The sequence below is a fragment of the Streptomyces sp. NPDC006235 genome (genome assembly GCF_040613735.1).
In the GTDB taxonomy this organism is placed as follows: domain Bacteria; phylum Actinomycetota; class Actinomycetes; order Streptomycetales; family Streptomycetaceae; genus Streptomyces.
In genome coordinates this window covers 1-26,295 of the sequence record NZ_JBEXSR010000071.1, presented here as the reverse complement: position 1 = coordinate 26,295, position 26,295 = coordinate 1, and the positions used below count along the sequence as shown (strand labels likewise).

Genomic DNA, 26,295 nt, shown 5'->3' with positions numbered 1-26,295 from the left:
GGCTCGATCACCGCCCACGACTCATCGGTCAGCTCATGACGACGCACCACGCACAGACCAACGCGCCAACCACTTTGCGGACACGGCCTAGGGCCCGCCGGGGGAGTTCAGCCCTTGAGTGCCGCGGTGATGGCCTCGGAGAACGGGGTGGTCGGGCGGCCGGTCAGCCGGGAGAGGTCGCCGGTGGAGACGACCAGCTCGCCCTTCTCGATGGAGGCGTCCACGCCCGCGAGCGTCTGTGCCAGCGGCTCGGGCAGTCCGGCGCCGGTCAGGATCCCGGTGAGGACGTCGGTCGAGACCGCGTTGTAGGTGATCTCCTTGCCGGTCTGACGGCTCAGCTCGGCCGCGTACTCGGCGAAGCTCCACGCGGTGTCGCCGCCCAGCTCGTACGTCTTGTTCTCGTGCCCCTCGCCGGTCAGCACGGCGACGGCGGCAGCGGCGTAGTCGGCGCGGGCGGCGGAGGAGACCTTGCCCTCACCGGCGGCGGCCAGGACCGCGTTGTGCTCCAGCACCGGGGCGAGGTTCTCGGTGTAGTTCTCGTGGTACCAGCCGTTGCGCAGCAGCGTGTAGGGCACGCCGGAGTCCAGGAGCAGTTCCTCGGTGCCGCGGTGGTCGTCGGCGAGCGCGGCGGTCAGCGTGCCCGGGGCGCTGGTGTAGGCGAGCAGGGCGACACCGGCCGCCTTGGCGGCGTCGATGACGACCTTGTGCTGCTGCACACGCCCCTTGTCGAACTCGTTGCCGGAGACCAGCAGCACCTTGTCACCGGCGGAGAACAGCCCGTCGAAGGACGCCGGGGCGTTGTAGTCGGCCAGCGCGATCCTCACACCGCGCTCCGCGAAATCGGCGGCCTTCTCCGCGTTGCGGACGACCGCGGTGATCTGCTCGGCGGGGACCTTCTCCAGCAGCTGCTCCACGACGTGACGGCCGAGGTTTCCGGTGGCTCCGGTGACGATGATGCTCATGAGGGCGACTCTCCTTGTGGGGTGCGATGGCACTAACCCTACGAGTGGCGCTAACTCTTGGAAAGTACCCACTTTGAAGTAAGGTACTGGCATGGCAGTAAGTAACGGCGACGCCGAGGCCCTGTGCCCGTACCGGCTGGTGCTGGAGCACGTCACCAGCCGCTGGGGCGTGCTCGTGCTGAGCGAGCTCCTGGACCGCCCGCACCGGTTCAGCGAGCTGCGCCGGGCGATCAGCGGCTACGGGGGCCGGGGCGTCAGCGAGAAGATGCTCACGCAGACGCTCCAGACCCTGGAGCGCGACGGCCTCGTCCACCGCGACGCCAAGCCCGTGATCCCGCCCCGCGTCGACTACTCCCTCACCGACCTGGGCCGCGAGGCCGCCGAGCAGGTGCGGGCCCTCTCCGAATGGACGCGTCGGCGCATGGACGACGTGGACAAGGCCCGCCGGGCATACGACGAGGCCCGGGCCGCGTCCTGAGACGGTCCCGGGCCTCGATCCCCGAGGGGCGTGCTCAGCCGACGACCGTCCAGGTGTCGCCGCCCGCCAGCAGCGCCGCCAGGTCGCCCTTGCCGTGCTGCTCGATCGCGTGGTCCAGCTGGTCGGCCATCTGCGTGTCGTAGACGGGCCGGTCGACGGAGCGCAGGACACCGATCGGCGTGTGGTGCAGGGTGTCCGGGTCGGCGAGCCGGGACAGCGCGAACGCCGTGGTCGGGGACGCGGCGTGCGCGTCGTGGACGAGCACCTGGTCCTCGTTGTCCGGCGTCACCGCCACCACCTTCAGATCCCCCGTCACCGGGTCCCGGACGACACCCTTGGCCAGGTCGCTGCCGAAGCGGATCGGCTTGCCGTGCTCCAGCCGGATCACGGCCTCCTCGGCCTGCTGCTTGTCCTTCAGGGCGTCGAAGGCGCCGTCGTTGAAGATGTTGCAGTTCTGGTAGATCTCGATCAGGGCCGTGCCCTGGTGGGCGGAGGCCTGGCGCAGCACCTCCGTCAGGTGCTTGCGGTCGGAGTCGACCGTCCGCGCCACGAAGGACGCCTCCGCGCCGATCGCCAGCGACACCGGGTTGAAGGGCGCGTCCAGCGAGCCCATCGGCGTCGACTTGGTGATCTTGCCGACCTCGGAGGTCGGCGAGTACTGGCCCTTGGTCAGACCGTAGATCCGGTTGTTGAACAGCAGGATCTTGAGGTTGACGTTGCGGCGCAGCGCGTGGATCAGGTGGTTGCCGCCGATGGACAGCGCGTCACCGTCACCCGTGACGACCCACACCGACAGGTCGCGGCGGGAACTCGCCAGACCCGTGGCGATGGCCGGGGCGCGGCCGTGGATGGAGTGCATCCCGTAGGTGTTCATGTAATACGGGAATCGGGAGGAGCAGCCGATGCCCGAGACGAAGACGATGTTCTCCTTCGCCAGCCCCAGCTCGGGCATGAAGCCCTGCACCGCGGCGAGGATGGCGTAGTCGCCGCAGCCAGGGCACCAGCGCACTTCCTGATCGGACTTGAAGTCCTTCATCGACTGCCTGCCCTCGGCCTTGGGGACGAGGGAAAGCGCTTCGATGGTGCCCGTGCCGTGCGTGGACGTCTCAGCCATCGATGGCCTCCTTCAGAGCCGCGGCGAGCTGCTCCGCCTTGAACGGCATACCGTTGACCTGGTTGTACGAGCGGGCGTCCACCAGGTACTTCGCCCGGATGAGCGTGGCGAGCTGCCCGAGGTTCATCTCGGGGATCACCACCTTGTCGTAACGCCCGAGGACCGTGCCGAGGTTCTTCGGGAAGGGATTGAGGTGGCGCAGATGCGCCTGCGCGATCGACTCCCCGGTCCGGCGCAGCCGCCGCACCGCGGCCGTGATCGGCCCGTACGTCGAGCCCCAGCCGAGGACCAGCGTCCGGGCACCGTCCGGGTCGTCCACCTCGACGTCCGGGACGTCGATGCCGTCCACCTTCGCCTGCCGGGTGCGCACCATGAAGTCGTGGTTGGCCGGGGCGTAGGAGATGTTGCCCGTGCCGTCCTCCTTCTCGATGCCGCCGATCCGGTGCTCCAGGCCCGGCGTGCCCGGGATCGCCCACGGCCGGGCGAGTGTCTGCGGGTCGCGCTTGTACGGCCAGAACACCTCCGCGCCGTCGTCGAGCGTGTGGTTCGGCCCCTGCGCGAACTGCACCCGCAGGTCCGGCAGCTCCTCCAGATCCGGGATGCGCCACGGCTCGGAGCCGTTGGCCAGATAACCGTCGGAGAGGAGGAACACCGGCGTGCGGTACGTCAGCGCGATCCGGGCCGCCTCCAGCGCGGCGTCGAAGCAGTCCGCCGGCGTACGGGGCGCGACCACCGGGACCGGGGCCTCGCCGTTGCGCCCGTACATCGCCTGGAGCAGGTCCGCCTGCTCGGTCTTGGTGGGAAGACCGGTCGACGGGCCACCGCGCTGGATGTCCACGATCAGCAGCGGCAGCTCCAGTGAGACGGCCAGACCGATCGTCTCCGACTTCAGCGCCACACCCGGGCCGCTCGTCGTCGTCACGGCCAGCGAACCGCCGAAGGCCGCGCCCAGCGCCGCCCCGATACCGGCGATCTCGTCCTCGGCCTGGAAGGTCCGCACTCCGAAGTTCTTGTGCTTGCTCAGCTCGTGCAGGATGTCCGACGCCGGCGTGATCGGGTACGACCCCAGGTACAGCGGCAGATCCGCCTGCCGGCTCGCGGCGATCAGGCCGTACGACAGGGCGAGGTTGCCGGAGATGTTGCGGTAGACGCCGGGCGGGAACGCCGTGGCCGCAGGGGCGACCTCGTAGGAGACGGCGAAGTCCTCGGTGGTCTCGCCGAAGTTCCAGCCGGCCCGGAACGCGGCGATGTTGGCCGCCGCGATGTCGGGCTTCTTCGCGAACTTCGACTTCAGGAATCTCTCCGTGCCCTCGGTGGGCCGGTGGTACATCCAGCTCAGCAGGCCCAGCGCGAACATGTTCTTGCTGCGCTCGGCCTCCTTGCGGCTGAGGTCGAACTCCTTCAGCGCCTCCACGGTGAGCGTGGTCAGCGGCACGGGGTGGACGTGGTAGCCGTCCAGCGACCCGTCCTCCAGCGGACTGGTGTCGTAGCCGACCTTCTGCATCGCCCGCTTGGTGAACTCGTCCGTGTTGACGATCACCTCGGCACCGCGCGGCAGGTCGCCGATGTTGGCCTTCAGCGCGGCCGGGTTCATCGCCACCAGCACGTTCGGCGCGTCACCGGGCGTGAGGATGTCGTGGTCGGCGAAGTGCAGCTGGAAGGACGACACACCCGGCAGGGTCCCGGCGGGCGCCCTGATCTCGGCCGGGAAGTTCGGCAGCGTCGACAGGTCGTTGCCGAACGACGCGGTCTCCGAGGTGAAACGGTCACCGGTGAGCTGCATGCCGTCACCCGAGTCCCCCGCGAACCTGATGATCACCCGGTCGAGGCGGCGAACGTCCTTCGTGCCCGCCGCTTTGCGCTGCTCTCCTACGACAGTTTCGTCGGCCTGCTCCGCTGGGCTACTGACCTGGCTGGTCACTGAACTGGACCTCCCTCGAGGCGGCTGTCCGGGAAGGCCTTCCCGCAGGCGTTCCCAGGATCAACACTACGACCGTAAGGGTCGCCTTCTTCGGGTCATTCGCATGTTGGACACGACTTTGAGACGATCGAGCGGCCTGACCTGCATGTCAGGAGTTTCACGAATTGAGGTAGGTCAGCACGGCCAGCACCCGGCGGTGATCCCCCTCGCTCTGGGAGAGCCCCAGCTTCAGGAAGATGTTGCTGACGTGCTTCTCGACCGCTCCGTCGCTGACCACGAGCTGCCGGGCGATGGCCGAGTTCGTCCGGCCCTCGGCCATCAGCCCCAGCACCTCCCGCTCCCGCGGGGTCAGCCCCGCCAGCACGTCCTGCTTGCGGCTGCGGCCCAGCAACTGCGCGACGACCTCCGGGTCGAGGGCCGTACCGCCCTCGGCCACCCGCACCACCGCGTCCACGAACTCCCGTACCTCGGCCACCCGGTCCTTCAGCAGATAGCCGACGCCCCGGCTGGATCCCGCGAGCAGCTCCGTGGCGTAGCGCTCCTCCACGTACTGCGACAGCACCAGCACGCCGAGCCCCGGGTGCGCCTTGCGCAGCTGCACCGCCGCCCGCACGCCCTCGTCGGTGTGCGTCGGCGGCATCCGCACATCGGCGACCACGACGTCGGGCAGCTCGCCCTGCGTGTCCAGCTCCGTGATGGTCTTGATCAGCGCCACGCCGTCACCGACCCCGGCGACCACTTCGTGCCCCCGGTCGGTCAGCAACCGGGTCAGGCCCTCCCTGAGCAGCACTGAATCCTCGGCGATGACCACCCGCACCCTGTCCTCCACGATGTTCGGCCCCCCACAGCCCGACGCCGCCCGTCCGCAGCCCACAACGGCTCCGCGCCCACCCGTGCGACGGGTCCAGCATTTCAGGAACGGGCGCCGGATGGGGGTGGACCGGCTCGTTGTCCGACCGATCCGACCGGTTGGGGGGCGGTGGGGGAGCCGACGGGGGGTGGGGAGGAGCCGATGGGGGGGCGGCCGGACGTCACCTCACGTGCGCGCCCCGCCACGGCAACTCCGCGGTCACCCGGGTCGGCCCGCCCACCGGCGAGTCCACCACCAGGATGCCGTCCACCGCGTCGAGCCGCTCCGCCAGCCCCGCGAGACCGGAGCCCTGGGACACGTCGGCCCCGCCCGCGCCGTTGTCCACGACCTGGAGCATCAGCCGGTTCTCCGTCCGCCACACCTCGACGCCCGCCCGGGTCGCCCGCGCGTGCTTGCTGACGTTCTGGAGCAGCTCCGACACCGTGAAGTACGCGATCCCCTCGATCGCCGGCGCCGGCCGCTCCGCCAGGTCGACCTCGACCTGCACCGGCACCGTGCAGCGTGAGGAGACCGCGGACAGGGCCGCGTCCAGGCCGCGGTCGGTCAGCACGGCCGGGTGGATGCCGCGGGCCAGGTCGCGCAGCTCCTGGAGCGCCGTCTTCACCTCGCCGTGTGCCTCGTCCACCATCCGCGCGGCCGTCTCCGGGTCCTCGTGGAGCTTCTCCTTCGCCATCCCCAGATCCATGGCCAGGGCCACCAGCCGGGCCTGCGCCCCGTCGTGCAGGTCCCGTTCGATGCGCCGCAGGTCCGCCGCCGCCGTGTCGACCACGACCCCCCGGTCCGACTCCAGCTCCACCACCCGTGAGGCCAGGCGGGACGGCCCGAGCAGCCCGTGCACCAGCAGCCGGTCCACCATCGTCAGCGCCCGGACGATCCACGGCGTGGCGATCGTCAGCAGCAGACCGACCAGCGCGGTCACCGTGATCTCGAAGGGGTTGTCCAGATAGACCCGGTGCGTCTCGTCGCCGTACAGCTGGATCCCGTCCTGCCCGGCGTACATCGGGAACACCCAGAACCACAGCGGGTACGTCAGCAGCGCCCAGCCCAGCACCCAGAGGTTCACGGCGACGACGAACGAGAACACCGCCCACGGCAGGTGCAGCACCGCGTACAGCAGCGCCCGCCACGAGGCGCCGCTCTTGAGGACGGCCCCCATCCACGCCATCGCGCCCGGCTTCTTGAACCGCAGCGGCTCCGGGCCGGCCACGTCCAGGTCCAGCAGCGCCCGCGCCCGCCCCCGCTCCAGCGCCCCGAGGCCACGGCACCCCGCGAGCCCCGCCGCCAGCACCGGTATGCCGAGGAACGTCACCAGCAGTCCCGCCCCCAGCGACACCATCGTGACCGCGTAGGTGAACAGCAGGATGCTGATCGGCAGGCTCAGCAGCACATATCCGAGCTCCCGCCAGGTGCGGCCCTCGACCGGCGCCCGCAGCGCGGCCGGCAGACGGTGCGGCCGCTCGGTGCTCCCGGGGAACCCTGGCCTGCCGTCGAGCCCGTATCCCTGTCCGTACTCCGTGGCCATCGGCGTCGTCCTTCTCCCTCGTCCTGCGGCTGTCTTCCCGTACCTCCACCCTGGTCCGCCGCAGGTCGGCGGACCATGGAGTCCGTCGGCGTCTTGGACGGGGGGTTTTCCCTACCTCAGAGCGCCGCTCAGGGGGTACCGGAGCCGGAGTCGTCCGTGCGGTCGCGCCAGGGCAGTTCCGCCGTGACCGTCGTCGGGCCGCCCTCGGGGGACTCCAGGACGAACAGCCCGTCGACGGCGTCCAGCCGCTCGGCCAGGCCCCGCATCCCCGTACCGCCGTCGAGGCTCGCGCCCCCGCGGCCGTCGTCCCACACCTGGATGAGCAGCCGGTCGTTCGTCCGCCACACATCCACCGACGCCGCCTTCGCCGCGCTGTGCTTGCTGACGTTCTGCAGCAACTCCGAGACGGTGAAGTAGGCGATGCCCTCGATGGCCGCCGCCGGCCGCGCCGGCAGGTCGACCGTCACCTTGACCGGCACCGTGCAGCGCGAGGAGACCGCGGACAGGGCCGCGTCCAGGCCGCGGTCGGTCAGGACCGCCGGGTGGATGCCGCGGGCCAGGTCGCGCAGCTCCTGGAGCGCCAGCTTCACCTCGCCGTGCGCCTCCTCGACCATCGCCGCCGCCGCGTCGGGGTCCTCCAGCACCTTCTCCTTGGCCAGGCCCAGCCCCATGGCCAGGTTGACCAGCCGGGCCTGCGCCCCGTCGTGCAGGTCCCGTTCGATGCGCCGCAGATCAGCCGCCGCCGTGTCGACCACGACGCCCCGGTCCGACTCCAGCTCGGCGATGCGCCGCTCCAGCTCGTCGGAGGGCGACAGCAGCCCGCGCACCATGGCCCGGTCGGCGTTGGTCAGGCCCCGCGCGATGAACGGCAGTACCGGCCACAGCACGAACAGCGAGGTCAGCGTGGTGACGAAGGTGAGGACACCCCACGGCAGCCGTATGAACTCGTACAGCACCGTGCGCCAGCCCACCGGGTCCTTCAGCGACATCCACAGCTTCTGGAGGAAGCCGCCCCGGCCGCGCAGCGGCAGCCGGCTCGGCTCGTCCACCCGGACCCCGAGCAGCGCCCTGGCCCTCGCCCGCTCCATCCGGCCCAGCAGCCGAGCGCCGCCGAGCGCGGCCGCGAGGAGCGGGAACCCGATCACCGTGACCGTCAGCCCGAAGCTCGTGAACATCGCCGTCACGACATAGGTGAAGCCGACCAGTGCCACCGGAAGGTTCGCCAGGAGATGCACGATCTCCTTCCAGGTGTGCCGGTCGTAGGCGAAACGGGGCGGCGGCGGGCGGTCGTCCGGCCCGGCCGCCGTCGGGGCCGCGCTGGTGCCCAAGGGCGGGATGCGTTCGGTCATATGCGTTAGCGTGCCCGGCGGCGGGCACCCGCGCCATGAGGCAGACCGCCAGGATCAACTGAGGTAAACCCCACCCCCGCATGCCAGGGCGTGACGGGCCGCTTACCCTGCCTTTATCAGGGCCTAGACTCCCGTGCGTACAGATCGTCGAACGGCGGCATCCGTTGTTCGTCGAACGGCGGCGTCCGTTGTTCCCGGCCGTGCCCCGGAGCCGCGGATCCGTCGCAGGATCCAGTCCGATTTTCAGGGAGCGAGGGACGGACGTGCCGGAACCGACCGTCGTCGCGGCGGACTACTTCCAGTCCTATTCGGTCGTCGGACTGCTCGCCGTCGTCGGCGTGCTGTTCGTCGCCGTCGCCTTCGGGGCCGGCCGCCTGCTGCGGCCCGTGGTCCCCACACCCGAGAAGCTCCTGACGTACGAGTGCGGCGTCGACCCCGTCGGCGAGGGCTGGGCCCACACCCAGGTCCGCTACTACGTCTACGCGTTCCTGTACGTGATCTTCGCCGTCGACTCGATCTTCCTGTTCCCCTGGGCGACCGTCTTCGCAGCCCCCGGCTACGGCGCGACGACCCTGGTGGAAATGTTCATCTTCCTCGGCTTCCTGGCCGTGGGCCTGCTCTACGCATACAAGAAGGGCGTCCTGGCATGGACGTGACCCCCGCCGGCACCGAGCCCGAGCCCGTGCTGCTTCCCGAGCCGAAGCGGCTCGGCGCCCTGGCGCGTCTCGCACCCGAGCCGATGAAGGTGATCCTCAACTGGGGCCGCCGCTACTCGCTCTGGGTCTTCAACTTCGGCCTCGCCTGCTGCGCGATCGAGTTCATCGCCGCGTCGATGGCCCGCCACGACTTCATCCGGCTCGGCGTGATCCCCTTCGCGCCGGGCCCGCGCCAGGCCGACCTGATGGTGGTGTCCGGCACGGTCACGGACAAGATGGCCCCGGCGGTGAAACGCCTCTACGAGCAGATGCCGGAGCCGAAATACGTCATCTCCTTCGGCGCGTGCAGCAACTGCGGCGGCCCCTATTGGGACTCGTACTCCGTCACCAAGGGCGTCGACCAGATCATCCCCGTCGACGTCTACGTCCCCGGCTGCCCGCCCCGCCCCGAGGCACTGCTCCAGGGCATCCTCAAGCTCCAGGAGAAGATCGCCCGCGAGTCGCTGGGGGAGCGGTACGGAAGCGGTGCCGCCCGTCCTTCGGCAGCGGCGCTGCAGAGCGGTCTGGTGCAGCCGCCGGCCCCCGCCCCGGGCACCGACTCGACGCCGGGGGAGGGACGATGACCGCGGTCGGCTGGCTCCCCGCCGACGCCGAGGAACTCTTCGGCACGGACGCCACGGCCGAGGAGTCGTACGAGGTCCTGACGGTCGACGTGCCGCCGGCGGCCTGGATCTCCGCCCTGGAGACCGCACGCGACCGCCTGACCTGCACGTACTTCGACTGGCTGAGCGCGGTCGACGAACCGGGCACGGGCTTTCGCGTCACGGCCCACGTGGCGGCGCTGTCCCCGCTCCGCCGCCTCCTCCTGCGTACGACGGTCTCGCACGAGGCCCCCACCCTGGCCTCAGCGGTCGGTGTCTACGCGGGCGCCGCCTGGCACGAACGCGAGACGCACGAGATGTTCGGCATCACCTTCGAAGGCCACCCGGCGCTGGACCACCTGCTCTTGCCCGAGAACTTCGAAGGCCACCCCCTGCGCAAGGACTTCGTCCTGGCCGCCCGCGTCGCCAAGGCCTGGCCCGGCGCGAAGGAGCCCGGCGAGTCGGAACACGGCGGCCCCAAGCGCCGCCAGATGCTTCCGCCCGGCGTCCCCGACCCGAACGAATGGGGCCCCCTGAAGGGCCAGCTCCCCCCGGCCCCGACCCGCGGCGCCGGCCGCACGGCAGCCGACCGCCCGGCCCGAGGCACCGCCCGCCCGGCAGGCGAACGCCCGGCACGGCGAACCCGCACGGCGGGGGAGGGTTCGGCGAGCCAGGCCGGGCCCGGGGAGTCGGCTGCTCCGGCTTCGGCGGGGCCGCGCCGTAGCCGCTCGGCGGCGGAGGGTTCGGCCAGTCAGGCTGCTGCCGGTGATGCGGCGACTCCGTCTGCAGCTGCCCCGCGCGGTGCGCGGACGGTGGGGGATGGGTCGGCGAGCCAGGCCGCGCCCGGGGAGTCGACTGCTCCGGCTTCGGCGGGGCCGCGCCGTAGCCGCTCGGCGGCGGAGGGCTCTGCGAGTCAGACGTCCAACGGTTCCGAGAGCACCGAGGGCACGACCTCCGGTCGGGCAGCCGCGACCTCCGGTCCCGAGTCGGCGACCTCCGGTTCCGGAGACACGGCCTCCGGTCCCGAGTCGGCGACCTCCGGTTCCGGAGACACGGCCTCCGGTCCCGAGTCGGCGACCTCCGGTTCCGGAGACACGGCCTCCGGCCCCGAGTCGGTGACCCCCGGTCCCGAAGCCACGGCCTCGGGCCTCGACCCCACAACCTCCGGTTCCGAAGCCCGGGCGGCCGAAGCCGAATCAGCGGCGCCCGCCACCGGCTCTCAGCCACCGGTCACCGAGCCCGAGTCTGCGGATGCCGGCCCCGGAACCCAGGCCGCCTCGGCGGAGCCGCGCCGGGCGCGCAGCGCTTCGGAGGGCTCCGACAGTCAGCGGGCCGAAGCCGGCCCCGGCGACAGCCGGCCGGGCCGGGCAGCACGGCCCCCGCGCAGCTCGGACGCTCCCTGGCACCACGCCCGCCCGGCCTTCGAGGAGCCGGCTCCCGAACCGTCCCCCGAGGCCGGCGCGCTGCCGACTCCCGAGCCGTCGGACGACCCGGAAACCCCGAACACCACCTCGGAGTCACCGGACACCCCCGAGCCCGCTGCCGGTCCTGAGCCCTCCGGCACCCCTGAACCCTCGGACACCCCCGAATCCTCAGAACCGGCGAACGACCCGCAGCCCACCGACAACCCCGATGACCCCTCAGGAGGCCCGCGGTGAACGACGTGCTCGACGTCACCCTGCGACTCCTGATCGTCTTCGTCGTCTTCCTCACCTTCCCCTTGATCATCGGGCAGACCGAACACAAGGTCATGGCCCACATGCAGGGCCGCCTCGGCCCCATGTACGCCGGCGGCTTCCACGGCTGGGCCCAGCTGATCGCCGACGGCGTGAAGTTCGCGCAGAAAGAGGACGTCGTCCCCGCGGGCGCGGACCGCCGTATCTTCCAACTGGCCCCCGCCGTCGCCCTCCTGCCGTACCTCCTCGTCCTGCTCGCCATCCCCATCGGCCCGGACGAGGGAGCCGTCGGCCAGGTCATCGACGCCGGTGTCTTCTTCGTCCTGGCCGTCATGGGCGTCGGCGTCCTCGGTTCGCTCATGGCCGGCTGGGCGTCCGCGAACAAGTTCTCCCTCCTCGGCGGCCTGCGCACCGCCGCCCAGCTCCTCGCCTACGAACTGCCGATGCTGCTGACCGCCGCCTCGGTGGCGATGGCGGCCGGCACCGTCTCGATCCCCGGCATCCTCGACGCCTTCGAGTGGTGGTGGCTGCCCTGGCAGATCGTCGGCGCGATCGTCTTCTTCGTGGCCGGCCTCGCCGAACTGCAGCGCCCGCCCTTCGACATGCCCGTCGCCGACTCGGAGATCATCTTCGGCGCGTACACCGAGTACACCGGCCTCCGCTTCGCCCTCTTCCTCCTCGCCGAGTACGCCGGGATCGTCGTCCTGTGCGGCCTGACCACCGTCCTCTTCCTGGGCGGCTGGCACGGCCCCTGGGGCGCCGACGGACTCGGCTGGGTCTGGACCCTGCTGAAGACCGCCGTCCTCGCCTTCCTCGTCATCTGGCTGCGTGTCACCTACCCCCGCCTGCGCGAGGACCAGCTCCAGAAACTGTCCTGGACCCTCCTCGTCCCCCTCTCCCTCGCCCAGATCGCCCTCACCGGCATCGTCAAGGTGGTGATCAACTAACCATGGCCCCCATCCCCGGCTCCGGCCTCGCCAAGGGCCTGGCCGTCACCCTCCGCACGATGACGAAGAAGTCCGTCACCGCGCAGTACCCGGACGCCCAGCCCGACCTCCCGCCCCGCACCCGCGGTGTGATCGGCCTGTTCGAGGAGAACTGCACGGTCTGCATGCTGTGCGCCCGCGAGTGCCCCGACTGGTGCATCTACATCGACTCCCACAAGGAGACGGTCCCCGCGGCGACCCCCGGCGGCCGAGAACGCAGCCGCAACGTCCTCGACCGCTTCGCCATCGACTTCTCCCTGTGCATGTACTGCGGTATCTGCATCGAGGTCTGTCCTTTCGACGCCCTGTTCTGGTCCCCGGAGTTCGAGTACGCCGAGACAGACATCCGTGACCTCACCCACGAGCGCGACAAGCTCCGCGAGTGGATGTGGACCGTCCCGGCCCCGCCGGCCCTCGACCCCGGTGCGGAGGAGCCGAAGGAACTCGTCACCGCCCGCAAGACCGCCGACAAGCTGGCCGCCCAGCAGGCCCCGCCCGCCACCGAACCGCACGCCGACGAACAGGCCCGGGCAGCCGAGCGCCCGACCCGCCCGCAGGGCGACTCCAAGCAGCAGACGGACCAGCCGACCCCGCAGACCGACCAGCCGACCCGGCAGACCGACCAGCCGACCCGGCAGACGGACCAGCCGAAGCCGGGGCAGGAGGGCCGGGAATGACCGCGTTCACCACGGCCGCCGAAACCCACGGCTTCCTCTCCCCGACCGGCGTCGAGATCGCCTTCCTCCTCGTCGGCCTGGTCACCTTCGGCGCCGCGCTCGTCACCGTCACCACCCGGCAGCTGGTGCACGCCGCCCTGTGGCTGGTGGTCACCCTCGGCGGCCTGGCCGTCGAGTACCTCCTGCTCACCGCCGAGTTCATCGCCTGGGTGCAGGTCCTCATCTACGTCGGTTCCGTCGTCGTCCTCCTCCTGTTCGGTCTGATGCTCACCAGGGCCCCCATCGGCCGCTCCCCGGACGCCGATTCCGGCAACCGCTGGGCCGCCCTCACCGTGGCGGTCGCCGCCGCGGCGGCCCTGGTCTGGGTCGTCGTCGACGCCTTCCGCACCACCTGGATCGACCTGGACGGCCCCGCCGCCGGCTCCACCGAGGCCACCGGCGCGAGCCTCTTCCAGAACTGGGTCCTCCCCTTCGAGGCCCTCTCCGTCCTCCTCCTCGCCGCCCTGGTCGGCGCGATCGTCCTGTCCCGCAAGGCGAAGGCCGCGTCGGCGACCGCGGCCGAGAGCACCGCGGCCGAGAGCACCCCGGCCCCCCGGAGCGAGAAGGAAGAGACCCGCTGATGCACCTCGCCTATCCCGCCGTGCTCTCCGCCCTCCTCTTCTGCACGGGCCTGTACGGCGTCCTCGCCCGCCGCAACGCGATCCTGGTCCTGATGTCGGTCGAGCTGATGCTCAACGCCGTCAACCTCAACCTGGTCGCCTTCGACGTCTGGCTCAGCAGGACCGCCGAGGAGACCCTGCACTCCGGCCAGGCCCTCACCCTGTTCACCATCGCCATCGCCGCCGCCGAGATCGGCATCGGCCTGGCGATCGTCCTCGCCGTCCACCGCAACCGCGGCACCGCGGACATCGACAAGCTCCGCGACACCGCCGAACGGCACGACCCCGACGGCACCGACCACGACGCCCTTACGGCCGAGCAGTCCGGCGAGGCCCAGAAGGCTGAGGCCACCGCGTGACCACGACCACCCTCGCCGTCCTCGTCCCCCTCCTTCCGTTCCTGGGCGCCGCCGCCGGCCTGCTCCTGGGCCGCACGGCACCGGGCTTCGTCCGCCCGCTCGCCGTCCTGCCGACGCTCACCTCCCTGGTGCTCGCCGCGCTGGTCGCCGTGCGGCAGGGCGGTGACGCGGCCGTCAACGCGGCCACGGAACTCACCCCCACCGGCTCCGTCCCGATCGAACTCGCCCTGCACATCGACGGTTTCGCCGCCCTCGTCGCCGTCCTGGTCGGCCTGGTCGCCTCCTGTGTGCAGATCTACTCGACGGGCTACCTGCGAGACGACCCGCGCTACCCCTCGTACGCCGCGCTGGTCTCCCTGTTCACCTCCGCGATGTTCCTGGTCGTCTACTCCGGCGACCTGATCGTGCTGCTGGTCGGCTGGGAAGTCATGGGCATCTGCTCCTACTTCCTGGTCGGCCACTACTGGGAGACCCCTCAGGCCCGCGCCGCCTCCCTCAAGGCCTTCCTGGTCACCAAGCTCGGCGACGTCCCCTTCCTCATCGGCCTGTTCGCCCTGGCCGCCGACGCCGGTTCCTTCCGCATCACCCGGGTCCTGAGCACCGTCGCGAGCGGCGGACTCGACCACCCGACGCTGATCGCCCTGCTGCTCCTGGCGGGCGTGGCGGGCAAGTCCGCGCAGTTCCCGCTGCACACCTGGCTCCCCGACGCGATGGCGGGCCCGACCCCCGTCTCCGCGCTGATCCACGCCGCGACGATGGTCGCCGCCGGTGTCTACTTCATCGCCCGTCTCCTCCCGGTCTTCGAGGCCTCCCAGGCCGCGATGGTCGTCCTCGCCGTCATGGCCGCCGTCACGATGGCCGGCTCGGCGCTCGCCGCGCTGGCCCAGGACGACATCAAGCGCGTCCTCGCCTACTCGACGATCGGTCAGCTCGGCTACATGACCGGCGCCCTCGCCGTCGGCGACCGCGGAGCCGCCGTCTTCCACCTCCTGTCCCACGGCGCCTTCAAGGCGCTGCTGTTCCTCGCGGCCGGCGTGATCATCCACGCCGCCGGCACCAACTCGCTCGCCGCCATGTCCCGTATGCGGAACCTGCGCGACCGCGTCCCCGACGCCTACTGGACGATGACCGTGGCGCTGCTCGCGCTCGCCGCGATCCCGCCGTTCAGCGGCTTCTTCTCCAAGGAGGCCGTCCTCGGCGTCGCCGAACACGTCGTCACCGGACACACCGAGCACGCCCCCGCTGCTGCGGGCTGGATCATCCTCGTCGCCGGTCTGCTCACGGCCGTGCTCACCGCCGCCTACGCGATGCGCCTGTGGCTGCTGGCCTTCCGCGGCCGGGGCGCCGAAGCCCCCGACCACGGCCGGCAGCCGCTGACGATGACCGTCGTGCTGTGGGTGCTCGCCGCCCCGTCCCTGGCCCTCGGCGGATTCGCGTTCCGCCTGCTGCCCGACTGGTTCGACGGCCGCGACCTCAGCCCGACCCTCACCACCTCCGTGCTCGGCACGGGTGTGGCCCTGGTCGGCGGCATCGTCACCTACGGAGCCTGGCGGCACACCACCGCGCTGACCGCACGCGTCCCGCTGGGCGCGGTCGCGGCCCACCCGGAGGGCGACGCCGCCCAGGTCGAGGCGGAGGCCATCGCCACCCACGAGCCGGCCTACGGCGACATCGCCTACACGCCCGACCCCGCCGACCCCGGACGGCTCCTGCTCGGCCCGCTGCACCGCCACGCGGCCGCCGGCTTCCACATGGATGCCTTGTACCGCGCCCTTTTCGTCCGACCGGTCCAGGCCGGGGCGAGCCTCGTCCGGTTCCTCGACCGGGAGGTCGTCGAGACCTACGTACGCGGAGCGGGTGCGCTGCCCCGCTGGCTCGGCGCCGCCGTACGGCGCGCCCAGACCGGCAACGTCCAGACCTATGTGAGCGCGCTGCTCGCCGGCACCGTCGTCCTCGCGGTCGCCGTCGTCCTCGTCGCCACGGGAGCGTGAGCAGGCGTGATCGATATCAACGAGTCCGTCATGCAGTTCCTTCTGGCATTCGTCGTCGTCGGCCCGCTCCTCGGCGCCGCCGCGGCTCTCCTGCCGGCCCCGCCCGGGCTGAAGGGGAAGTCGCCTGAGCAGGCCGTGCTCCGGCACGGCGTCACCGTCACCGGGGCGGTCCTCATCGCGGCGATCGTCCTCGCGCTCGGCTTCGACCACGACCAGCCGTCGAAGATGCAGGCCAGCACGGACATCAGCTGGATCCCCGCACTCGACGTACGCATCCACCTCGGCATCGACGGCATCTCCCTCCCCCTTCTGGTCCTGACCGCGCTGCTGACCTTCCTCTGCGCGCTCTACTCGTACTTCAAGATGCCTGAAGGCCCGAGCCCGAAGGCCTTCGTCGCGCTGCTGCTCGTCCTCGAGTCCGGCACGCTCGCGACCTTCGCCGTCCTCGACCTTCTGCTGTTCTTCCTCGCCTTCGAGATGGTCCTCATCCCGATGTACTTCCTCATCGCCCGCTGGGGCGGCGAGGGCCGGAGCCAGGCCGCGTGGCGGTTCATCCTGTACACGCTGCTCGGCTCCGTGGTCATGCTGCTCGGCCTGCTCCTGATCGGGCTCCAGGCGGGCACGTTCGACATGATGGCACTCGCCACTGACAACGGGCGGTCGCTGACCACATCCGTGCAGGTCATCGCCGTTCTGGCGATCGGGATCGGGCTCGCGGTCAAGACGCCGATGTGGCCGCTGCACAGCTGGCTCCCCGACGCCCACACCGCCGCGCCGACCGTCGGATCGGTCCTGCTGGCCGGTGTCCTGCTGAAGATGGGTACGTACGGATTCGTCCGGATCCTCCTCCCCATCGCCCCGGACGGCTTCCGCACCTTCGCTCCCTACCTCGCGGCGCTCGCCGTCGTCGGCATCATCTACGGATCCCTGGCCTGCCTGGCCCTCGCCAAGCAGGGCGCGAAGGGCGACCTCAAGCGCCTCATCGCCTACTCCTCCGTCGGCCACATGGGCTTCGTCCTGCTCGGCATCTCGACGATGACGCCGACCGGCGTGAACGGCGCCCTGTTCGCCAACATCGCCCACGGCCTCATCACCGGCCTGCTCTTCTTCCTGGTCGGCGCCCTGAAGGACCGCACCGGCACCACCGACCTCGACACCCTCGCCCAGGAGACCGGAGCCGCGCTCTACGGCAAGGCCCCGCGCCTCGGCGGCCTGCTCGCCTTCGCAGCGGTCGCCTCGCTCGGCCTGCCGGGCCTGGCCGGGTTCTGGGGCGAGATGCTGGCCCTGTTCGGCGCGTTCCAGCCCGCCGAGGGCCTCAGCCGTCCCGCCTTCCTCACGTTCATGGCGATCGGCGCGTTCGGGACGCTGCTGACGGCCGCGTACCTGCTGGTCGTGGTCCGCCGCGTGTGCATGGGCACCCTGCCGCAGGACGCCCCCAAGCTCACCGACGTCCACAGTTACGAGTTCGCGGCCTGGACCCCGCTCGTCGTCCTCACCGTCGTCGCGGGCCTGTGGCCCAAGGCTCTCCTCGGCCTGAGCGACCCGGCCGTCCAGCAGCTCCTCGCAGGAGGCACCCGATGAGCTCCCCGGCCCAGCCCCTGGCCGCGTCGCTGGTCCAGTCCGTCGACTGGCTCGCGATCGCGCCGCCCACCATCGCGGCGGTCGTCGGCCTCGTCGTCCTGGTCGCCGACCTGTTCGTCGCCGAGCACCGCAAGACGCTGCTCGGCTGGACGTCCGTGGCCGGTCTGGCCGCCGCCACGCTGATGCTGCTGCCCCTCCGGGACGGCGACCGCAGCACCTTCTGCCTGACCGGCGACACCACCGTGTGCAGCTACACGGCCGACCGCTTCACCCTGGTCATCCAGTTCCTGGTCCTCGGCGGCGCCCTCCTCGCCGCCCTCCTGTCGGTCACCGCCCTGAAGGACGCCCGCAAGGAGCTGCCCGAAGGGGAGTACTGGTTCCTGCTGCTGTCCTCCGCGGCCGGCGCCGCCCTCCTGCCCGCCTCCCGCGACCTCGCGACCCTGATCGTCGCCCTGGAGGTCGCCTCCCTGCCCGCCTTCGCACTGGTCGGCCTCAGGTACGGCGACCGCAAGTCCTCCGAGGCGGCCCTGAAGTTCTTCCTGTCCTCGGTCACCGCGACCGCGGTCAGCCTCATGGGCATCAGCTTCGTCTACGCCTCCACGGGCACCCTCTACCTCACCCAGGTCGCCGACCGCATCCAGAACGTCGACGGACAGCTCCACACGCTCGCCCAGACCGGCGTCGTCCTCACCCTCGTCGGCTTCGCCTTCAAGACGGCCGCCGTGCCCTTCCACTTCTGGGTCCCCGACACCTACGTGGGGGCGCCCCTGCCCATCGCCGCCTACCTGTCGGTCATCGGCAAGGCGGTCGGCTTCAGCGGCCTGATCCTCGTCACGGTCGTCGCCCTCCCCTCGTACGCTCACGTCTGGGGCCCGGCCCTGGCCGTCCTGGCCGCACTCACCATGACCGTGGGCAACGTCGGCGCCCTGCGCCAGCAGGCCACGCGCGCGTACAGCGCGGTACGCCTGCTCGCCTGGTCGTCCGTCGGTCAGGCCGGCTACCTCCTGGTGCCGATCGCGGCCGCGGCGTACTCCGGGGACGCCGAGAAGTCCATCGGCTCCACCGTCGCCTACGCCCTGATGTACGGCGCGGTGAACCTCGGCGCCTTCGCCGTGGCCGCGCTCGTCGGCCGGACGAAGGTGCTCAACCGCGTCTCCGACTACCGCGGCCTGTACGCGTCGAGCCCGCTGTCCGCGCTGCTCCTGGCGTTCTTCCTGCTCTGCCTCGCCGGGCTGCCGCCGGGCATCATCGGCCTCTTCGCCAAGGTCACCGTCTTCTCGGCGGCCGTCGACGCCGGCCTCGGCTGGCTGGCCGTGATCATGGCCGTCAACGTCGTCATCGCGCTGTTCTACTACCTTCAGTGGACGGCCCTGCTCTTCCGCGCCCCCGAGGGCGAACCCGACAAGCACCGCGTCCCCGCCCCGCTCACGGCCGCGATCGCGCTGACCGGAGTCCTCGGCATCGCCCTGTCCGGCGCACCCCAGTTGGTCCTGCGCTTCACCGACACGGCCCTCTTCTGAACCACCGGCGCATTCGCCACGCGCGCGTGGGGCACCCGGCCCTCCACGCGCGCGTGCCGCGTCCGGGAGCCGTTCACCCGGACGGTCCACACCCGCCGCCGCGCGCACAAGGGAACTAGTGCCTCCCGCCTGGCGTTGACCAGTACGGGAGGGTCCACTGGACGTGACATCACGGCACCAGTGGCACCGCAGATCAGCAAGCAAGGGTCCCCCTGCCGCACCACTTGGAGGGCGTACCGTGCACCGCCGGCACAACGGGCTCAGGACAGCAGTCCTCCTCGGGGGACTGTCCGCACTCATCATCGTCATCGGCAGCTTCTTCGGCCGCATGGGGCTCGTCATCGCCGTCCTGGTAGCGCTGGCCACCAACGCGTACGCGTACTGGAACAGCGACAAGCTGGCCCTCCGCGCGATGCGCGCCCGCCCGGTGAGCGAGTTCGAGGCCCCGGGTCTCTACCGCATGGTCCGCGAGCTCTCCACGCAGGCCCGCCAGCCCATGCCGCGCCTGTACATCTCCCCGACGGAAGCGCCCAACGCGTTCGCCACGGGCCGCAACCCACGCAACGCCGCCGTGTGCTGCACCGACGGCATCCTGCGCCTGTTGGACGAGCGTGAGCTGCGCGGCGTCATCGGCCACGAGCTCAGCCATGTCTACAACCGCGACATCCTCATCTCATCGGTCGCCGGCGCCCTCGCCTCCGTGATCATGTTCCTGGTCAACTTCGCCTGGCTGATCCCGATCGGGCGCTCGGACGACGACGACGGTCCCGGCCTGCTCGGCATGCTGCTGATCATGATCCTGGGTCCGCTGGCCGCCTCTCTCATCCAACTGGCCGTCAGCCGCTCCCGGGAGTACCAGGCGGATGCCTCGGGCGCCCAGCTCACCGGCGACCCGCTCGCCCTGGCCAGCGCTCTGCGCAAGCTCGAACTGGGCACGAAGCAGCTCCCGCTGCCGCCCGAGCCGCGCATCGAGACCGCCAGCCACATGATGATCGCGAACCCGTTCCGGCCCGGCCAGGGTCTTTCGAAGATGTTCTCCACGCACCCGCCGATGGCGGACCGCATCGCCCGGCTCGAGAAGATGGCAGGTGGGAACCCGTGAAGACCGTCCTGAACGTCATATGGCTCGTCGTGAGCGGCTTCTGGCTGTTCCTCGGTTACATGGCCGCGGGCCTGCTCCTGTGCATCACCGTCATCGGCTTCCCGTTCGGCGTCGCGGCCTTCCGCATCGGCGTCTACGCCCTGTGGCCCTTCGGGTACACGACCGTCGAGCGCCGCGACGCGGGCGCGCCGTCCTGCGTCGGCAACGTGCTCTGGCTGGTCCTGGCGGGCTGGTGGCTGGCCCTCGGTCACATCGTCACGGGCGTCGCGCTGTGCCTCACGATCATCGGCATCCCGCTCGCCGTCGCCAACTTCAAGCTCATCCCGGTCTCGCTGCTCCCGCTGGGCCGCGACATCGTGCGGACGGACGAGCCGTTCGCGACGCGCTGACGGCGGGGCAAAGCGGCCTGGTGTCCACAGGCCCGGGGTTGTCCACAGGCCGGCCCGGCTGTCAGCGGCGGCCTGCATCATGAACCCATGACCGCGATCCAGCACTTGCCGACACGAGCGACGGCCCAGGCCCACAACAGCAGCCCAGCCCGCGGGACTTCACCTCCCGAGCCGGGGGACGACCCGGTGAGATGTCCCTGACGGGCCCAAGAAGGAAGCCTCCCTACCCCCTCCCGGCCCTCGCCCGCACCCTCCGCCGCACTCCGTAGGCAACCACCCCCACCACCAGCACACCCGCGCCCACGACCACCGAAATCCCCGGCAGCGAGAACGCCAGCACCGCGCACCCGAGCAGCCCGACCACCGGCACCAGCCGTGCCGTCGGCGCCGAATCCAACGTCCAGGCCGACGCGTTGGCCACGGCGTAGTACGCCAGCACACCGAAGGAGGAGAACCCGATCGCACCCCGGACGTCCACTGTGGCGGCCAGGGCCGCGACCACCGCACCCACGGCCAGCTCCGCCCGGTGCGGCACCTGGAAACGCGGATGCACGGCCGCCAGCGCGCCCGGCAGATGCCGGTCCCGGGCCATGGCCAGCGTCGTCCGCGAGACGCCCAGGATCAGGGCGAGCAGCGATCCCAGCGCGGCAACGGCCGCACCGACCCGCACCACCGGCCCGAGCCAGGGCATCCCGGCCGCCCGCACCGCGTCGGCCAGCGGCGCCGTCGCGTCCCCGAGACCGTCAGACCCCAGCACCGAAAGGACAGCCACCGCCACACCCGCGTACACCACGAGCGCGATGCCCAGCGCCAGTGGGATCGCCCGCGGGATGGTCCGCGCCGGGTCCCGTACCTCCTCACCGAGGGTCGCGATCCGAGCGTACCCGGCGAACGCGAAGAACAGCAGACCGGCCGCCTGAAGCACACCGCCCACACCGCCCGAGGCCCCGATGTCCAGCCGCCCGGCATCGGCCTCACCCGACACCAGACACCCGACCACCACGGCAGCGAGGACAGCCAGGACCACCGCCACGATCACCCGCGTCAGCCACGCGGACTTCTGGACACCGCCGTAGTTCACCGCGGTCAGCGCCACCACGGCCGCGACCGCCACCGCGTGCGCCTGCCCCGGCCAGACGTACGTGCCCACGGTGAGCGCCATCGCCGCGCAGGAGGCCGTCTTCCCGACCACGAACGACCAGCCCGCCAGATACCCCCAGAACTCCCCGAGCCGCTCACGCCCGTACACATACGTCCCGCCCGAGGCCGGATACAGGGCGGCGAGGCGCGCCGACGACATGGCGTTGCAGTATGCGACCACGGCGGCGACGGCGAGCCCGAGGAGCAGTCCCGAGCCGGCCGCGTGCGCCGCGGGCGCGAGGGCGGCGAAGATCCCGGCTCCGACCATCGAGCCGAGCCCGACGACGACGGCGTCCCCGACGCCGAGAGTGCGGCGCAGACCGGAAGCGGAGGCTGTCATACGTCGCACCCTACTGATCAGTGCAACCGGCGGGCGCCGCCAGGGCGTCCTCCCCACCAAGACGGCGTTAACGCGCGCGGCAAGGACGTCGTACGCGGAACGCCCCGCGTACGACGCACGAGCACGGCCCGCCGGGAGCAAGATCACACGGCCGGGGCAGTGCGGGCACAGCGTGAAAGGGCAGGTTCACGGCATGACCATCATCAGCTGGATCATCCTGGGACTGTTGGCCGGAGCCATCGCGAAGTTCCTTCTGCCGGGGCGCGACCCGGGCGGCCTCATCGGCACGACCCTGATCGGCGTCGCGGGCGCCTTCATCGGTGGCTGGATATCGGCCCGCTGGATGGACCACCCGATCAGCAAGGACTTCTACGACGGCGCGACCTGGGCCGCGGCGATCGGCGGATCGCTCGTCCTCCTGATCGCCTACCGCCTCCTGTTCGGCAACTCCAGGAACTGATCGCGCCCAGGGCTCATGGCGGGCACGCGCCCACCGCCCGCGGCCGCATACGCCACACCGCCTCCCCCTCGGGGCCCCATCGACCGCAGCCCGGCAGGCGAGAAGGGTGGGCACCCGGCAGGTGCCCACCCTTCCTCGTCCCCGTGCAGACCGGGAGCCGGCCGGCGCGGACCGGGAGCCCCGCGGACCCGGCCGGGCCTACCGGTAGTTCACGAACTGCATGGCGAAGTCGAAGTCCTTGCCCTTCAGCAGGGCGATGACGGCCTGAAGGTCGTCACGGCTCTTGGAACTGACCCGCAGCTCCTCACCCTGCACCTGCGCCTTCACGCCCTTGGGGCCCTCGTCGCGGATGGTCTTCGCCACCTTCTTCGCGTTCTCCTGGGAGATGCCCTCCTTGATCGACGCGAAGATCTTGTACTCCTTGCCGGAGAGCTGGGGCTCACCCGCGTCCAGAGCCTTCAGTGAGATGCCACGCTTGATCAGCTTGGACTGGAAGACGTCGAGGATCGCCTTGACCCGGTCCTCGGAGTTCGCCTCCATGAGGATGTTCTCGCCGGACCACGAGATCGAGGCACCCACGCCCTTGAAGTCGTAGCGCTGCGAGATCTCCTTGGCGGCCTGGTTGAGTGCGTTGTCGACCTCCTGCCGCTCGACCTTCGAGACGATGTCGAAACTGGAGTCGGCCATGTCCTGTGGCTCCTTGTATCGGGGTGCGAATCGTGCGTACCGGCGTACGTGGGCGGCCGCCGGGCCTGTTCAGATCCCGGGCCGCATCCGGACAAGCCTAGCCACCCCCCGCCCCGCGGGCGCCGATCAATCGGGTAGCGAAGCACCCCTCGGCATCAGGTATTGTTTACGTCGTTGCCACGGAGCACCGCCGGAAAAGGCGGTTCGACGGGCAGCAACCCCGGCGGTGTGCCCGAGCGGCCAAAGGGAGCAGACTGTAAATCTGCCGGCTCAGCCTTCCCAGGTTCGAATCCTGGCGCCGCCACACGGGAAAACAAAGGGCCCGTGACCTGCGAACACAGCAGGTCACGGGCCCTTTGTCGTGCGGTCGGACGCTCGGTCATCGGACGGGGCGGTGATGACGGTGCGGTACCCCGTCCATAGAATCGAACGTGTGAACGATGAACCGCCTTCCCGGCTTGATCTGCTGCGCTTCGCACGCCGCGTGGTCGTTCAGCAGGCGAAGGCGGCCATCGCCCAGATCGACCGGTGGATCGCGGTGGAGGAGCGCCGCGAGGCCGAACAGCGGCGGGGGATGGAAGCCCGGCCGCCCGCGCCCGCGTGGTTGCTCGAACAGGGCCTGTCCGGGCGGGACGCGGTGTATGTGCACGTCGGTGATTGCTGGAACGCGGGAAAGCGCTCGAAGCGGATGGAGCGGGATGAGGCGCGGCGGGCTCTCGCCGACGGAGTCAAGCCCTGCCCCCAGTGCCGGCCGGACAGTGTGCTGGGATTCCTCGACTAGTCGTCCCCGCTGCCGCTCTGCGATGAGCTGGACTTCCGGCTTGCGCTGCGGGCCAGTTCGCTGCCGAGCAGCGTCACCTTGGCCACACCTCGTGCCCAGCGCGGAGCGTCGCCCCGGGCCGCCCAGAAGACGCAGACACAGCCGCCGATGACGAGCAGGACGACGACCGACAGTACGAGCACGAGCATGCTCGCCCCCCCATTTCGTGTGATGAACCACGCCATCTTCTCAGGCGGGCCTCACGGACCAGGACGACATCCGACCGGTGCCCCGACAGACATCAGCCGGGACACCAGCCGGCTACGACTACGGCGCCGGTGTGTACGTGACGTCCGTGTCCGGGCAGGCCTCGGCGAGGCGGGTCAGGGACTCGCGTTCCTCCGTGTCCGCGGTGAGGCTCCAGCGCAGTTTCACGGCCGTCCATTCGGCGATGTAGCGGCACGTGGCCTTGGTGTTGGGCGGCAGCCACTGGGCGGGATCCTGGGCGGCCTTGCTGCGCCGCGGCCGACACGGCCACCAGGGAGCGCGGGTCGGCGAGGTCGTTGGCGTAGGCCTCGCGGCGTGCGGCCGTCCACTGGGAGGTGCCGGAGTCCCAGGCCTCGGGCAGCGGCACCATGTGGTCGACGTCCATGGCCGCGGCGGAGGTGATCCTGCGGTCGTCGTAGTAGGACGACCAGGTGCCGCCCTTGAGCTTGCAGTCCGGGCCGGTGGCCGGTGGTTCGATCGCCTCGGCCATCAGCACTTCGGCGCGGGTGTCGCAGCCGTCGTCGGGATGGGCGCCGGCGTTCCAGCACGTGAAGCTGGTGCGCTCGTAGCCGTCCCGGGACTCGGCGGCCTGGGGCAGGGCGGCGACGGCTTGGTCCAGCGGCAGGGATTTCGCGGCGTGGGCGGGGCAGGACAGGGCGATGGTGCAGGCGGTGCCGAGCAGGGCTGCAGCACAGGCTCGTGCCAGGGAAACGATCACGCCCAGCAGGATGAGCGAACGACTGTCGACCGGGCCGGTGGGACGCGACGGACGACGCGGGGATCACCCGGCGGCCGTATGCAGAAACGACGCCGCTCATGCCGGGCGTCAGCCGGAGGCTGACGGCGGGGAGAAGAACAGCCGGTCCTGCCGCGCCACGCAGCCGTCTGACCTCCGCTGTCGCACCCCGCTCCCCAACTCGTCCGTGTCACTGCCCGATTGTCAGCTAGATGAATGAGTCCGATGTGTGTCCTGGTCGCGACCATGGCGAAGGGCGCCCGTTGGTCAGTGTGTGAAGACAAACCTGAACGCCCTTCTGACCTGTACTGGGGGAGGTGCGGTGGAGAAAGACCACGGGGCGGGGCACAGGCATACGCGAGCCGCTCGCGCGGCACACTGGCCCCATGTCCTCCCGTCGCAGAACCTGCCCCGAGTGCCGTCGCGAGATCGCCGTCGTCGCCGGGCGGTACGCGCGCCACGACCCGCCCGGCGCCCGGGAACACGGCGAACTCACCTCGTGCCCGGGCTCCCGCCGCCAGGCGAGGCCCGGCCCGGAACAGCCCTCCCTGGACGGCTACGTGGTACCCGACTTCCCCGGTCAACTGCCCTTGTTCTAGGGCGGGTTCCCCGCGTCGTCAGTTCCCCGCCACCGACTTCACCGCCACGGACACCGGAGCCGGCCCGCTGATCAGCTCCAGCGTGAGGCCGGCCGTCGCGGGCGTGTCCACCAGCTCCGCCAGCACGGCGGCCACGTCGTCACGCGGAACCGGCCCGCGGCCCGTGTGCGCCTCCAGGCGCACGAGGCCGGTGCCGGCGTCGTCGGTGAGCTGACCGGGGCGCAGAATCGTCCAGTCCAGGGCGTCCAGACCGCTGACGTACGCGTCCGCCTCGCCCTTGGCGCGCAGGTACACGTCGAAGATCTCGTCGCCCTCGTGCCGCGGGTCGGCGCCCATGGACGACACGATCACGAAGCGCCGTACGCCCGCCGTCACGGCCGCGTCCGCGAAGAGGACCGCCGCGGCTTTGTCCACGGTGTCCTTGCGGGCCGCCCCGCTGCCCGGGCCCGCGCCCGCCGCGAACACCGCCGCGTCGGCGCCCCGCAGCCGCTCCGCGACCTCGTCCACGGACGCCGTCTCCAGGTCGAGCACGACCGGTTCGGCACCGGCCGCCCGCAGATCGTCGGCCTGTTCGGCCTTGCGGATGATCCCCGCTACCTCGTCCCCGCGCGCGGCGAGCAGCCGCTCCAGCCGCAACGCGATCTGACCATGACCACCAGCGATGACAGTACGCATGCCTTCGACCGTACGCCCGCACAGCACCGTCCGCCGCACGACTTGAGCCACACACCCCGGCCCACGCCCCGCTCTCCACGGGCCCTAGGTAGCGTCTTATCGATCACGCATCGAGCCAGATGAGTGTGCTGGCCAGGGTTATGGCGGCGAGGTAGCGGTCGGGCTGTTTGTCGTAGC

At 71.0% G+C, this 26,295-nt stretch carries 27 protein-coding genes and 1 tRNA gene; 17 read left to right on the top strand and 11 right to left on the bottom strand.

Annotation, left to right across the window (positions count from 1 at the left end):
* Window positions 1–107: 107 nt before the first annotated feature.
* Window positions 108–962 carry an SDR family oxidoreductase gene (locus ABZ192_RS41300; RefSeq protein ID WP_356929604.1) on the bottom strand — a complete coding sequence of 285 codons (855 nt, stop codon included), beginning with the start codon at window positions 960–962 and terminating at the stop codon, window positions 108–110.
* A gap of 91 nt (window positions 963–1,053) precedes the next feature.
* Here ABZ192_RS41300 and ABZ192_RS41295 point away from each other — a divergent pair, with 91 nt between their 5' ends.
* Window positions 1,054–1,440, top strand: a complete 387-nt coding sequence (locus tag ABZ192_RS41295; protein ID WP_356929603.1) for a helix-turn-helix domain-containing protein — start codon at window positions 1,054–1,056, stop codon at window positions 1,438–1,440.
* A gap of 34 nt (window positions 1,441–1,474) precedes the next feature.
* On the opposite strand, the gene ABZ192_RS41290 is transcribed toward ABZ192_RS41295, so the two are convergent.
* The 5 genes from ABZ192_RS41290 to ABZ192_RS41270 form a co-directional block, all read right to left on the bottom strand.
* Window positions 1,475–2,554, bottom strand: a complete 1,080-nt coding sequence (locus ABZ192_RS41290; RefSeq protein WP_356929602.1) for a 2-oxoacid:ferredoxin oxidoreductase subunit beta — start codon at window positions 2,552–2,554, stop codon at window positions 1,475–1,477.
* Window positions 2,547–4,475 carry a 2-oxoacid:acceptor oxidoreductase subunit alpha gene (locus tag ABZ192_RS41285; RefSeq protein ID WP_356929601.1) on the bottom strand — a complete coding sequence of 643 codons (1,929 nt, stop codon included), beginning with the start codon at window positions 4,473–4,475 and terminating at the stop codon, window positions 2,547–2,549. Before ABZ192_RS41285 ends, ABZ192_RS41290 begins: the two co-directional genes overlap by 8 nt.
* Window positions 4,476–4,632: 157 nt before the next feature.
* Complete coding sequence (locus ABZ192_RS41280; protein WP_356929600.1) at window positions 4,633–5,304, bottom strand: response regulator transcription factor; 672 nt, start codon at window positions 5,302–5,304, stop codon at window positions 4,633–4,635.
* Between the two features lie 202 nt (window positions 5,305–5,506).
* Entirely contained in the window at window positions 5,507–6,868 is a 1,362-nt protein-coding gene (locus ABZ192_RS41275) for a sensor domain-containing protein (RefSeq protein WP_356929599.1), read from the bottom strand.
* Window positions 6,869–6,996: 128 nt separating this feature from the next.
* Window positions 6,997–8,217, bottom strand: a complete 1,221-nt coding sequence (locus tag ABZ192_RS41270) for a sensor domain-containing protein (protein ID WP_356929598.1) — start codon at window positions 8,215–8,217, stop codon at window positions 6,997–6,999.
* A gap of 239 nt (window positions 8,218–8,456) precedes the next feature.
* On the opposite strand from ABZ192_RS41270, the gene ABZ192_RS41265 reads away from it, so the two are divergent.
* The 12 genes from ABZ192_RS41265 (at window position 8,457) to ABZ192_RS41210 (ending at window position 20,454) form a co-directional block, all read left to right on the top strand.
* A complete protein-coding gene (locus ABZ192_RS41265) occupies window positions 8,457–8,873 on the top strand; it encodes an NADH-quinone oxidoreductase subunit A (protein WP_356929605.1) in 417 nt (138 codons plus the stop codon).
* Entirely contained in the window at window positions 8,864–9,496 is a 633-nt protein-coding gene (locus ABZ192_RS41260) for an NADH-quinone oxidoreductase subunit B family protein (RefSeq protein ID WP_356929597.1), read from the top strand. The genes ABZ192_RS41265 and ABZ192_RS41260 overlap by 10 nt, the downstream gene beginning before the upstream one ends.
* Complete coding sequence (locus ABZ192_RS41255; protein ID WP_356929596.1) at window positions 9,493–11,172, top strand: NADH-quinone oxidoreductase subunit C; 1,680 nt, start codon at window positions 9,493–9,495, stop codon at window positions 11,170–11,172. The genes ABZ192_RS41260 and ABZ192_RS41255 overlap by 4 nt, the downstream gene beginning before the upstream one ends.
* Entirely contained in the window at window positions 11,169–12,137 is a 969-nt protein-coding gene (locus ABZ192_RS41250; RefSeq protein ID WP_086563230.1) for a complex I subunit 1 family protein, read from the top strand. The genes ABZ192_RS41255 and ABZ192_RS41250 overlap by 4 nt, the downstream gene beginning before the upstream one ends.
* A gap of 2 nt (window positions 12,138–12,139) precedes the next feature.
* Window positions 12,140–12,853 carry a 4Fe-4S binding protein gene (locus ABZ192_RS41245; RefSeq protein ID WP_356929595.1) on the top strand — a complete coding sequence of 238 codons (714 nt, stop codon included), beginning with the start codon at window positions 12,140–12,142 and terminating at the stop codon, window positions 12,851–12,853.
* A complete protein-coding gene (locus ABZ192_RS41240; RefSeq protein ID WP_356929594.1) occupies window positions 12,850–13,473 on the top strand; it encodes an NADH-quinone oxidoreductase subunit J in 624 nt (207 codons plus the stop codon). Before ABZ192_RS41245 ends, ABZ192_RS41240 begins: the two co-directional genes overlap by 4 nt.
* Window positions 13,473–13,871: an NADH-quinone oxidoreductase subunit NuoK gene (gene nuoK, locus ABZ192_RS41235; RefSeq protein WP_020275039.1), complete on the top strand. Its 399-nt coding sequence runs from the start codon at window positions 13,473–13,475 to the stop codon at window positions 13,869–13,871. The genes ABZ192_RS41240 and nuoK overlap by 1 nt, the downstream gene beginning before the upstream one ends.
* Window positions 13,868–15,862: an NADH-quinone oxidoreductase subunit L gene (locus ABZ192_RS41230; protein ID WP_356929593.1), complete on the top strand. Its 1,995-nt coding sequence runs from the start codon at window positions 13,868–13,870 to the stop codon at window positions 15,860–15,862. Before nuoK ends, ABZ192_RS41230 begins: the two co-directional genes overlap by 4 nt.
* Before the next feature lie 6 nt (window positions 15,863–15,868).
* Window positions 15,869–17,443, top strand: coding sequence for an NADH-quinone oxidoreductase subunit M (locus ABZ192_RS41225; protein WP_356929592.1), 1,575 nt, complete (start codon window positions 15,869–15,871; stop codon window positions 17,441–17,443).
* Window positions 17,440–18,963, top strand: coding sequence for an NADH-quinone oxidoreductase subunit N (locus ABZ192_RS41220; protein ID WP_356929591.1), 1,524 nt, complete (start codon window positions 17,440–17,442; stop codon window positions 18,961–18,963). Before ABZ192_RS41225 ends, ABZ192_RS41220 begins: the two co-directional genes overlap by 4 nt.
* Before the next feature lie 238 nt (window positions 18,964–19,201).
* Window positions 19,202–20,065 (top strand): zinc metalloprotease HtpX, encoded by an 864-nt coding sequence (htpX, locus tag ABZ192_RS41215; RefSeq protein ID WP_356929590.1) that lies wholly within the window; start codon window positions 19,202–19,204, stop codon window positions 20,063–20,065.
* A complete protein-coding gene (locus ABZ192_RS41210; protein ID WP_356929589.1) occupies window positions 20,062–20,454 on the top strand; it encodes a YccF domain-containing protein in 393 nt (130 codons plus the stop codon). The genes htpX and ABZ192_RS41210 overlap by 4 nt, the downstream gene beginning before the upstream one ends.
* 223 nt (window positions 20,455–20,677) lie before the next feature.
* Here the strand turns inward: ABZ192_RS41210 and ABZ192_RS41205 are convergent, their stop codons facing one another.
* Window positions 20,678–21,934 (bottom strand): APC family permease, encoded by a 1,257-nt coding sequence (locus ABZ192_RS41205; protein WP_356929588.1) that lies wholly within the window; start codon window positions 21,932–21,934, stop codon window positions 20,678–20,680.
* 193 nt (window positions 21,935–22,127) lie between these two features.
* Here ABZ192_RS41205 and ABZ192_RS41200 point away from each other — a divergent pair, with 193 nt between their 5' ends.
* Entirely contained in the window at window positions 22,128–22,394 is a 267-nt protein-coding gene (locus tag ABZ192_RS41200; RefSeq protein ID WP_356929587.1) for a GlsB/YeaQ/YmgE family stress response membrane protein, read from the top strand.
* A 198-nt stretch (window positions 22,395–22,592) separates the two neighbouring features.
* Here ABZ192_RS41200 and ABZ192_RS41195 read toward each other — a convergent pair whose 3' ends face one another.
* The gene (locus ABZ192_RS41195) at window positions 22,593–23,081 is read right to left on the bottom strand and encodes a YajQ family cyclic di-GMP-binding protein (RefSeq protein WP_086563244.1); all 489 of its coding nucleotides are present in this window, start codon (window positions 23,079–23,081) and stop codon (window positions 22,593–22,595) included.
* A 222-nt stretch (window positions 23,082–23,303) separates the two neighbouring features.
* Between ABZ192_RS41195 and ABZ192_RS41190 the strand changes: the two genes are divergently transcribed.
* Both ABZ192_RS41190 and ABZ192_RS41185 read left to right on the top strand, forming a co-directional pair.
* Window positions 23,304–23,385: transfer RNA gene (locus ABZ192_RS41190), tRNA-Tyr, on the top strand.
* Between the two features lie 129 nt (window positions 23,386–23,514).
* Entirely contained in the window at window positions 23,515–23,862 is a 348-nt protein-coding gene (locus tag ABZ192_RS41185) for a DUF6233 domain-containing protein (protein ID WP_356929586.1), read from the top strand.
* Here ABZ192_RS41185 and ABZ192_RS41180 read toward each other — a convergent pair.
* The gene (locus ABZ192_RS41180; protein WP_356929585.1) at window positions 23,859–24,050 is read right to left on the bottom strand and encodes a hypothetical protein; all 192 of its coding nucleotides are present in this window, start codon (window positions 24,048–24,050) and stop codon (window positions 23,859–23,861) included. The genes ABZ192_RS41185 and ABZ192_RS41180 overlap by 4 nt on opposite strands.
* Window positions 24,051–24,142: 92 nt before the next feature.
* On the bottom strand, window positions 24,143–24,826 hold the full coding sequence (locus tag ABZ192_RS41175; protein ID WP_356929584.1) for an HNH endonuclease: 684 nt from the start codon (window positions 24,824–24,826) through the stop codon (window positions 24,143–24,145).
* A gap of 404 nt (window positions 24,827–25,230) precedes the next feature.
* On the opposite strand from ABZ192_RS41175, the gene ABZ192_RS41170 reads away from it, so the two are divergent.
* Complete coding sequence (locus ABZ192_RS41170) at window positions 25,231–25,443, top strand: hypothetical protein (protein WP_356929583.1); 213 nt, start codon at window positions 25,231–25,233, stop codon at window positions 25,441–25,443.
* 18 nt (window positions 25,444–25,461) lie between these two features.
* Here the strand turns inward: ABZ192_RS41170 and ABZ192_RS41165 are convergent, their stop codons facing one another.
* Window positions 25,462–26,118 (bottom strand): NAD(P)H-binding protein, encoded by a 657-nt coding sequence (locus ABZ192_RS41165; RefSeq protein WP_356929582.1) that lies wholly within the window; start codon window positions 26,116–26,118, stop codon window positions 25,462–25,464.
* Between the last annotated feature and the right edge of the window lie 177 nt (window positions 26,119–26,295).

Bases quoted from the DNA above. Each gene is read 5' to 3' on its own strand.
- ABZ192_RS41300 (WP_356929604.1), bottom strand. From the start codon at position 962: ATGAGCATCATCGTCACCGGAGCCACCGGAAACCTCGGCCGTCACGTC.
- ABZ192_RS41295 (WP_356929603.1), top strand. From the start codon at position 1,054: ATGGCAGTAAGTAACGGCGACGCCGAGGCCCTGTGCCCGTACCGGCTG.
- ABZ192_RS41290 (WP_356929602.1), bottom strand. From the start codon at position 2,554: ATGGCTGAGACGTCCACGCACGGCACGGGCACCATCGAAGCGCTTTCC.
- ABZ192_RS41275 (WP_356929599.1), bottom strand. From the start codon at position 6,868: ATGGCCACGGAGTACGGACAGGGATACGGGCTCGACGGCAGGCCAGGG.
- ABZ192_RS41270 (WP_356929598.1), bottom strand. From the start codon at position 8,217: ATGACCGAACGCATCCCGCCCTTGGGCACCAGCGCGGCCCCGACGGCG.
- ABZ192_RS41260 (WP_356929597.1), top strand. From the start codon at position 8,864: ATGGACGTGACCCCCGCCGGCACCGAGCCCGAGCCCGTGCTGCTTCCC.
- ABZ192_RS41255 (WP_356929596.1), top strand. From the start codon at position 9,493: ATGACCGCGGTCGGCTGGCTCCCCGCCGACGCCGAGGAACTCTTCGGC.
- ABZ192_RS41245 (WP_356929595.1), top strand. From the start codon at position 12,140: ATGGCCCCCATCCCCGGCTCCGGCCTCGCCAAGGGCCTGGCCGTCACC.
- ABZ192_RS41240 (WP_356929594.1), top strand. From the start codon at position 12,850: ATGACCGCGTTCACCACGGCCGCCGAAACCCACGGCTTCCTCTCCCCG.
- nuoK (WP_020275039.1), top strand. From the start codon at position 13,473: ATGCACCTCGCCTATCCCGCCGTGCTCTCCGCCCTCCTCTTCTGCACG.
- ABZ192_RS41220 (WP_356929591.1), top strand. From the start codon at position 17,440: ATGAGCTCCCCGGCCCAGCCCCTGGCCGCGTCGCTGGTCCAGTCCGTC.
- ABZ192_RS41205 (WP_356929588.1), bottom strand. From the start codon at position 21,934: ATGACAGCCTCCGCTTCCGGTCTGCGCCGCACTCTCGGCGTCGGGGAC.
- ABZ192_RS41200 (WP_356929587.1), top strand. From the start codon at position 22,128: ATGACCATCATCAGCTGGATCATCCTGGGACTGTTGGCCGGAGCCATC.
- ABZ192_RS41195 (WP_086563244.1), bottom strand. From the start codon at position 23,081: ATGGCCGACTCCAGTTTCGACATCGTCTCGAAGGTCGAGCGGCAGGAG.
- ABZ192_RS41180 (WP_356929585.1), bottom strand. From the start codon at position 24,050: ATGCTCGTGCTCGTACTGTCGGTCGTCGTCCTGCTCGTCATCGGCGGC.
- ABZ192_RS41170 (WP_356929583.1), top strand. From the start codon at position 25,231: ATGTCCTCCCGTCGCAGAACCTGCCCCGAGTGCCGTCGCGAGATCGCC.
- ABZ192_RS41165 (WP_356929582.1), bottom strand. From the start codon at position 26,118: ATGCGTACTGTCATCGCTGGTGGTCATGGTCAGATCGCGTTGCGGCTG.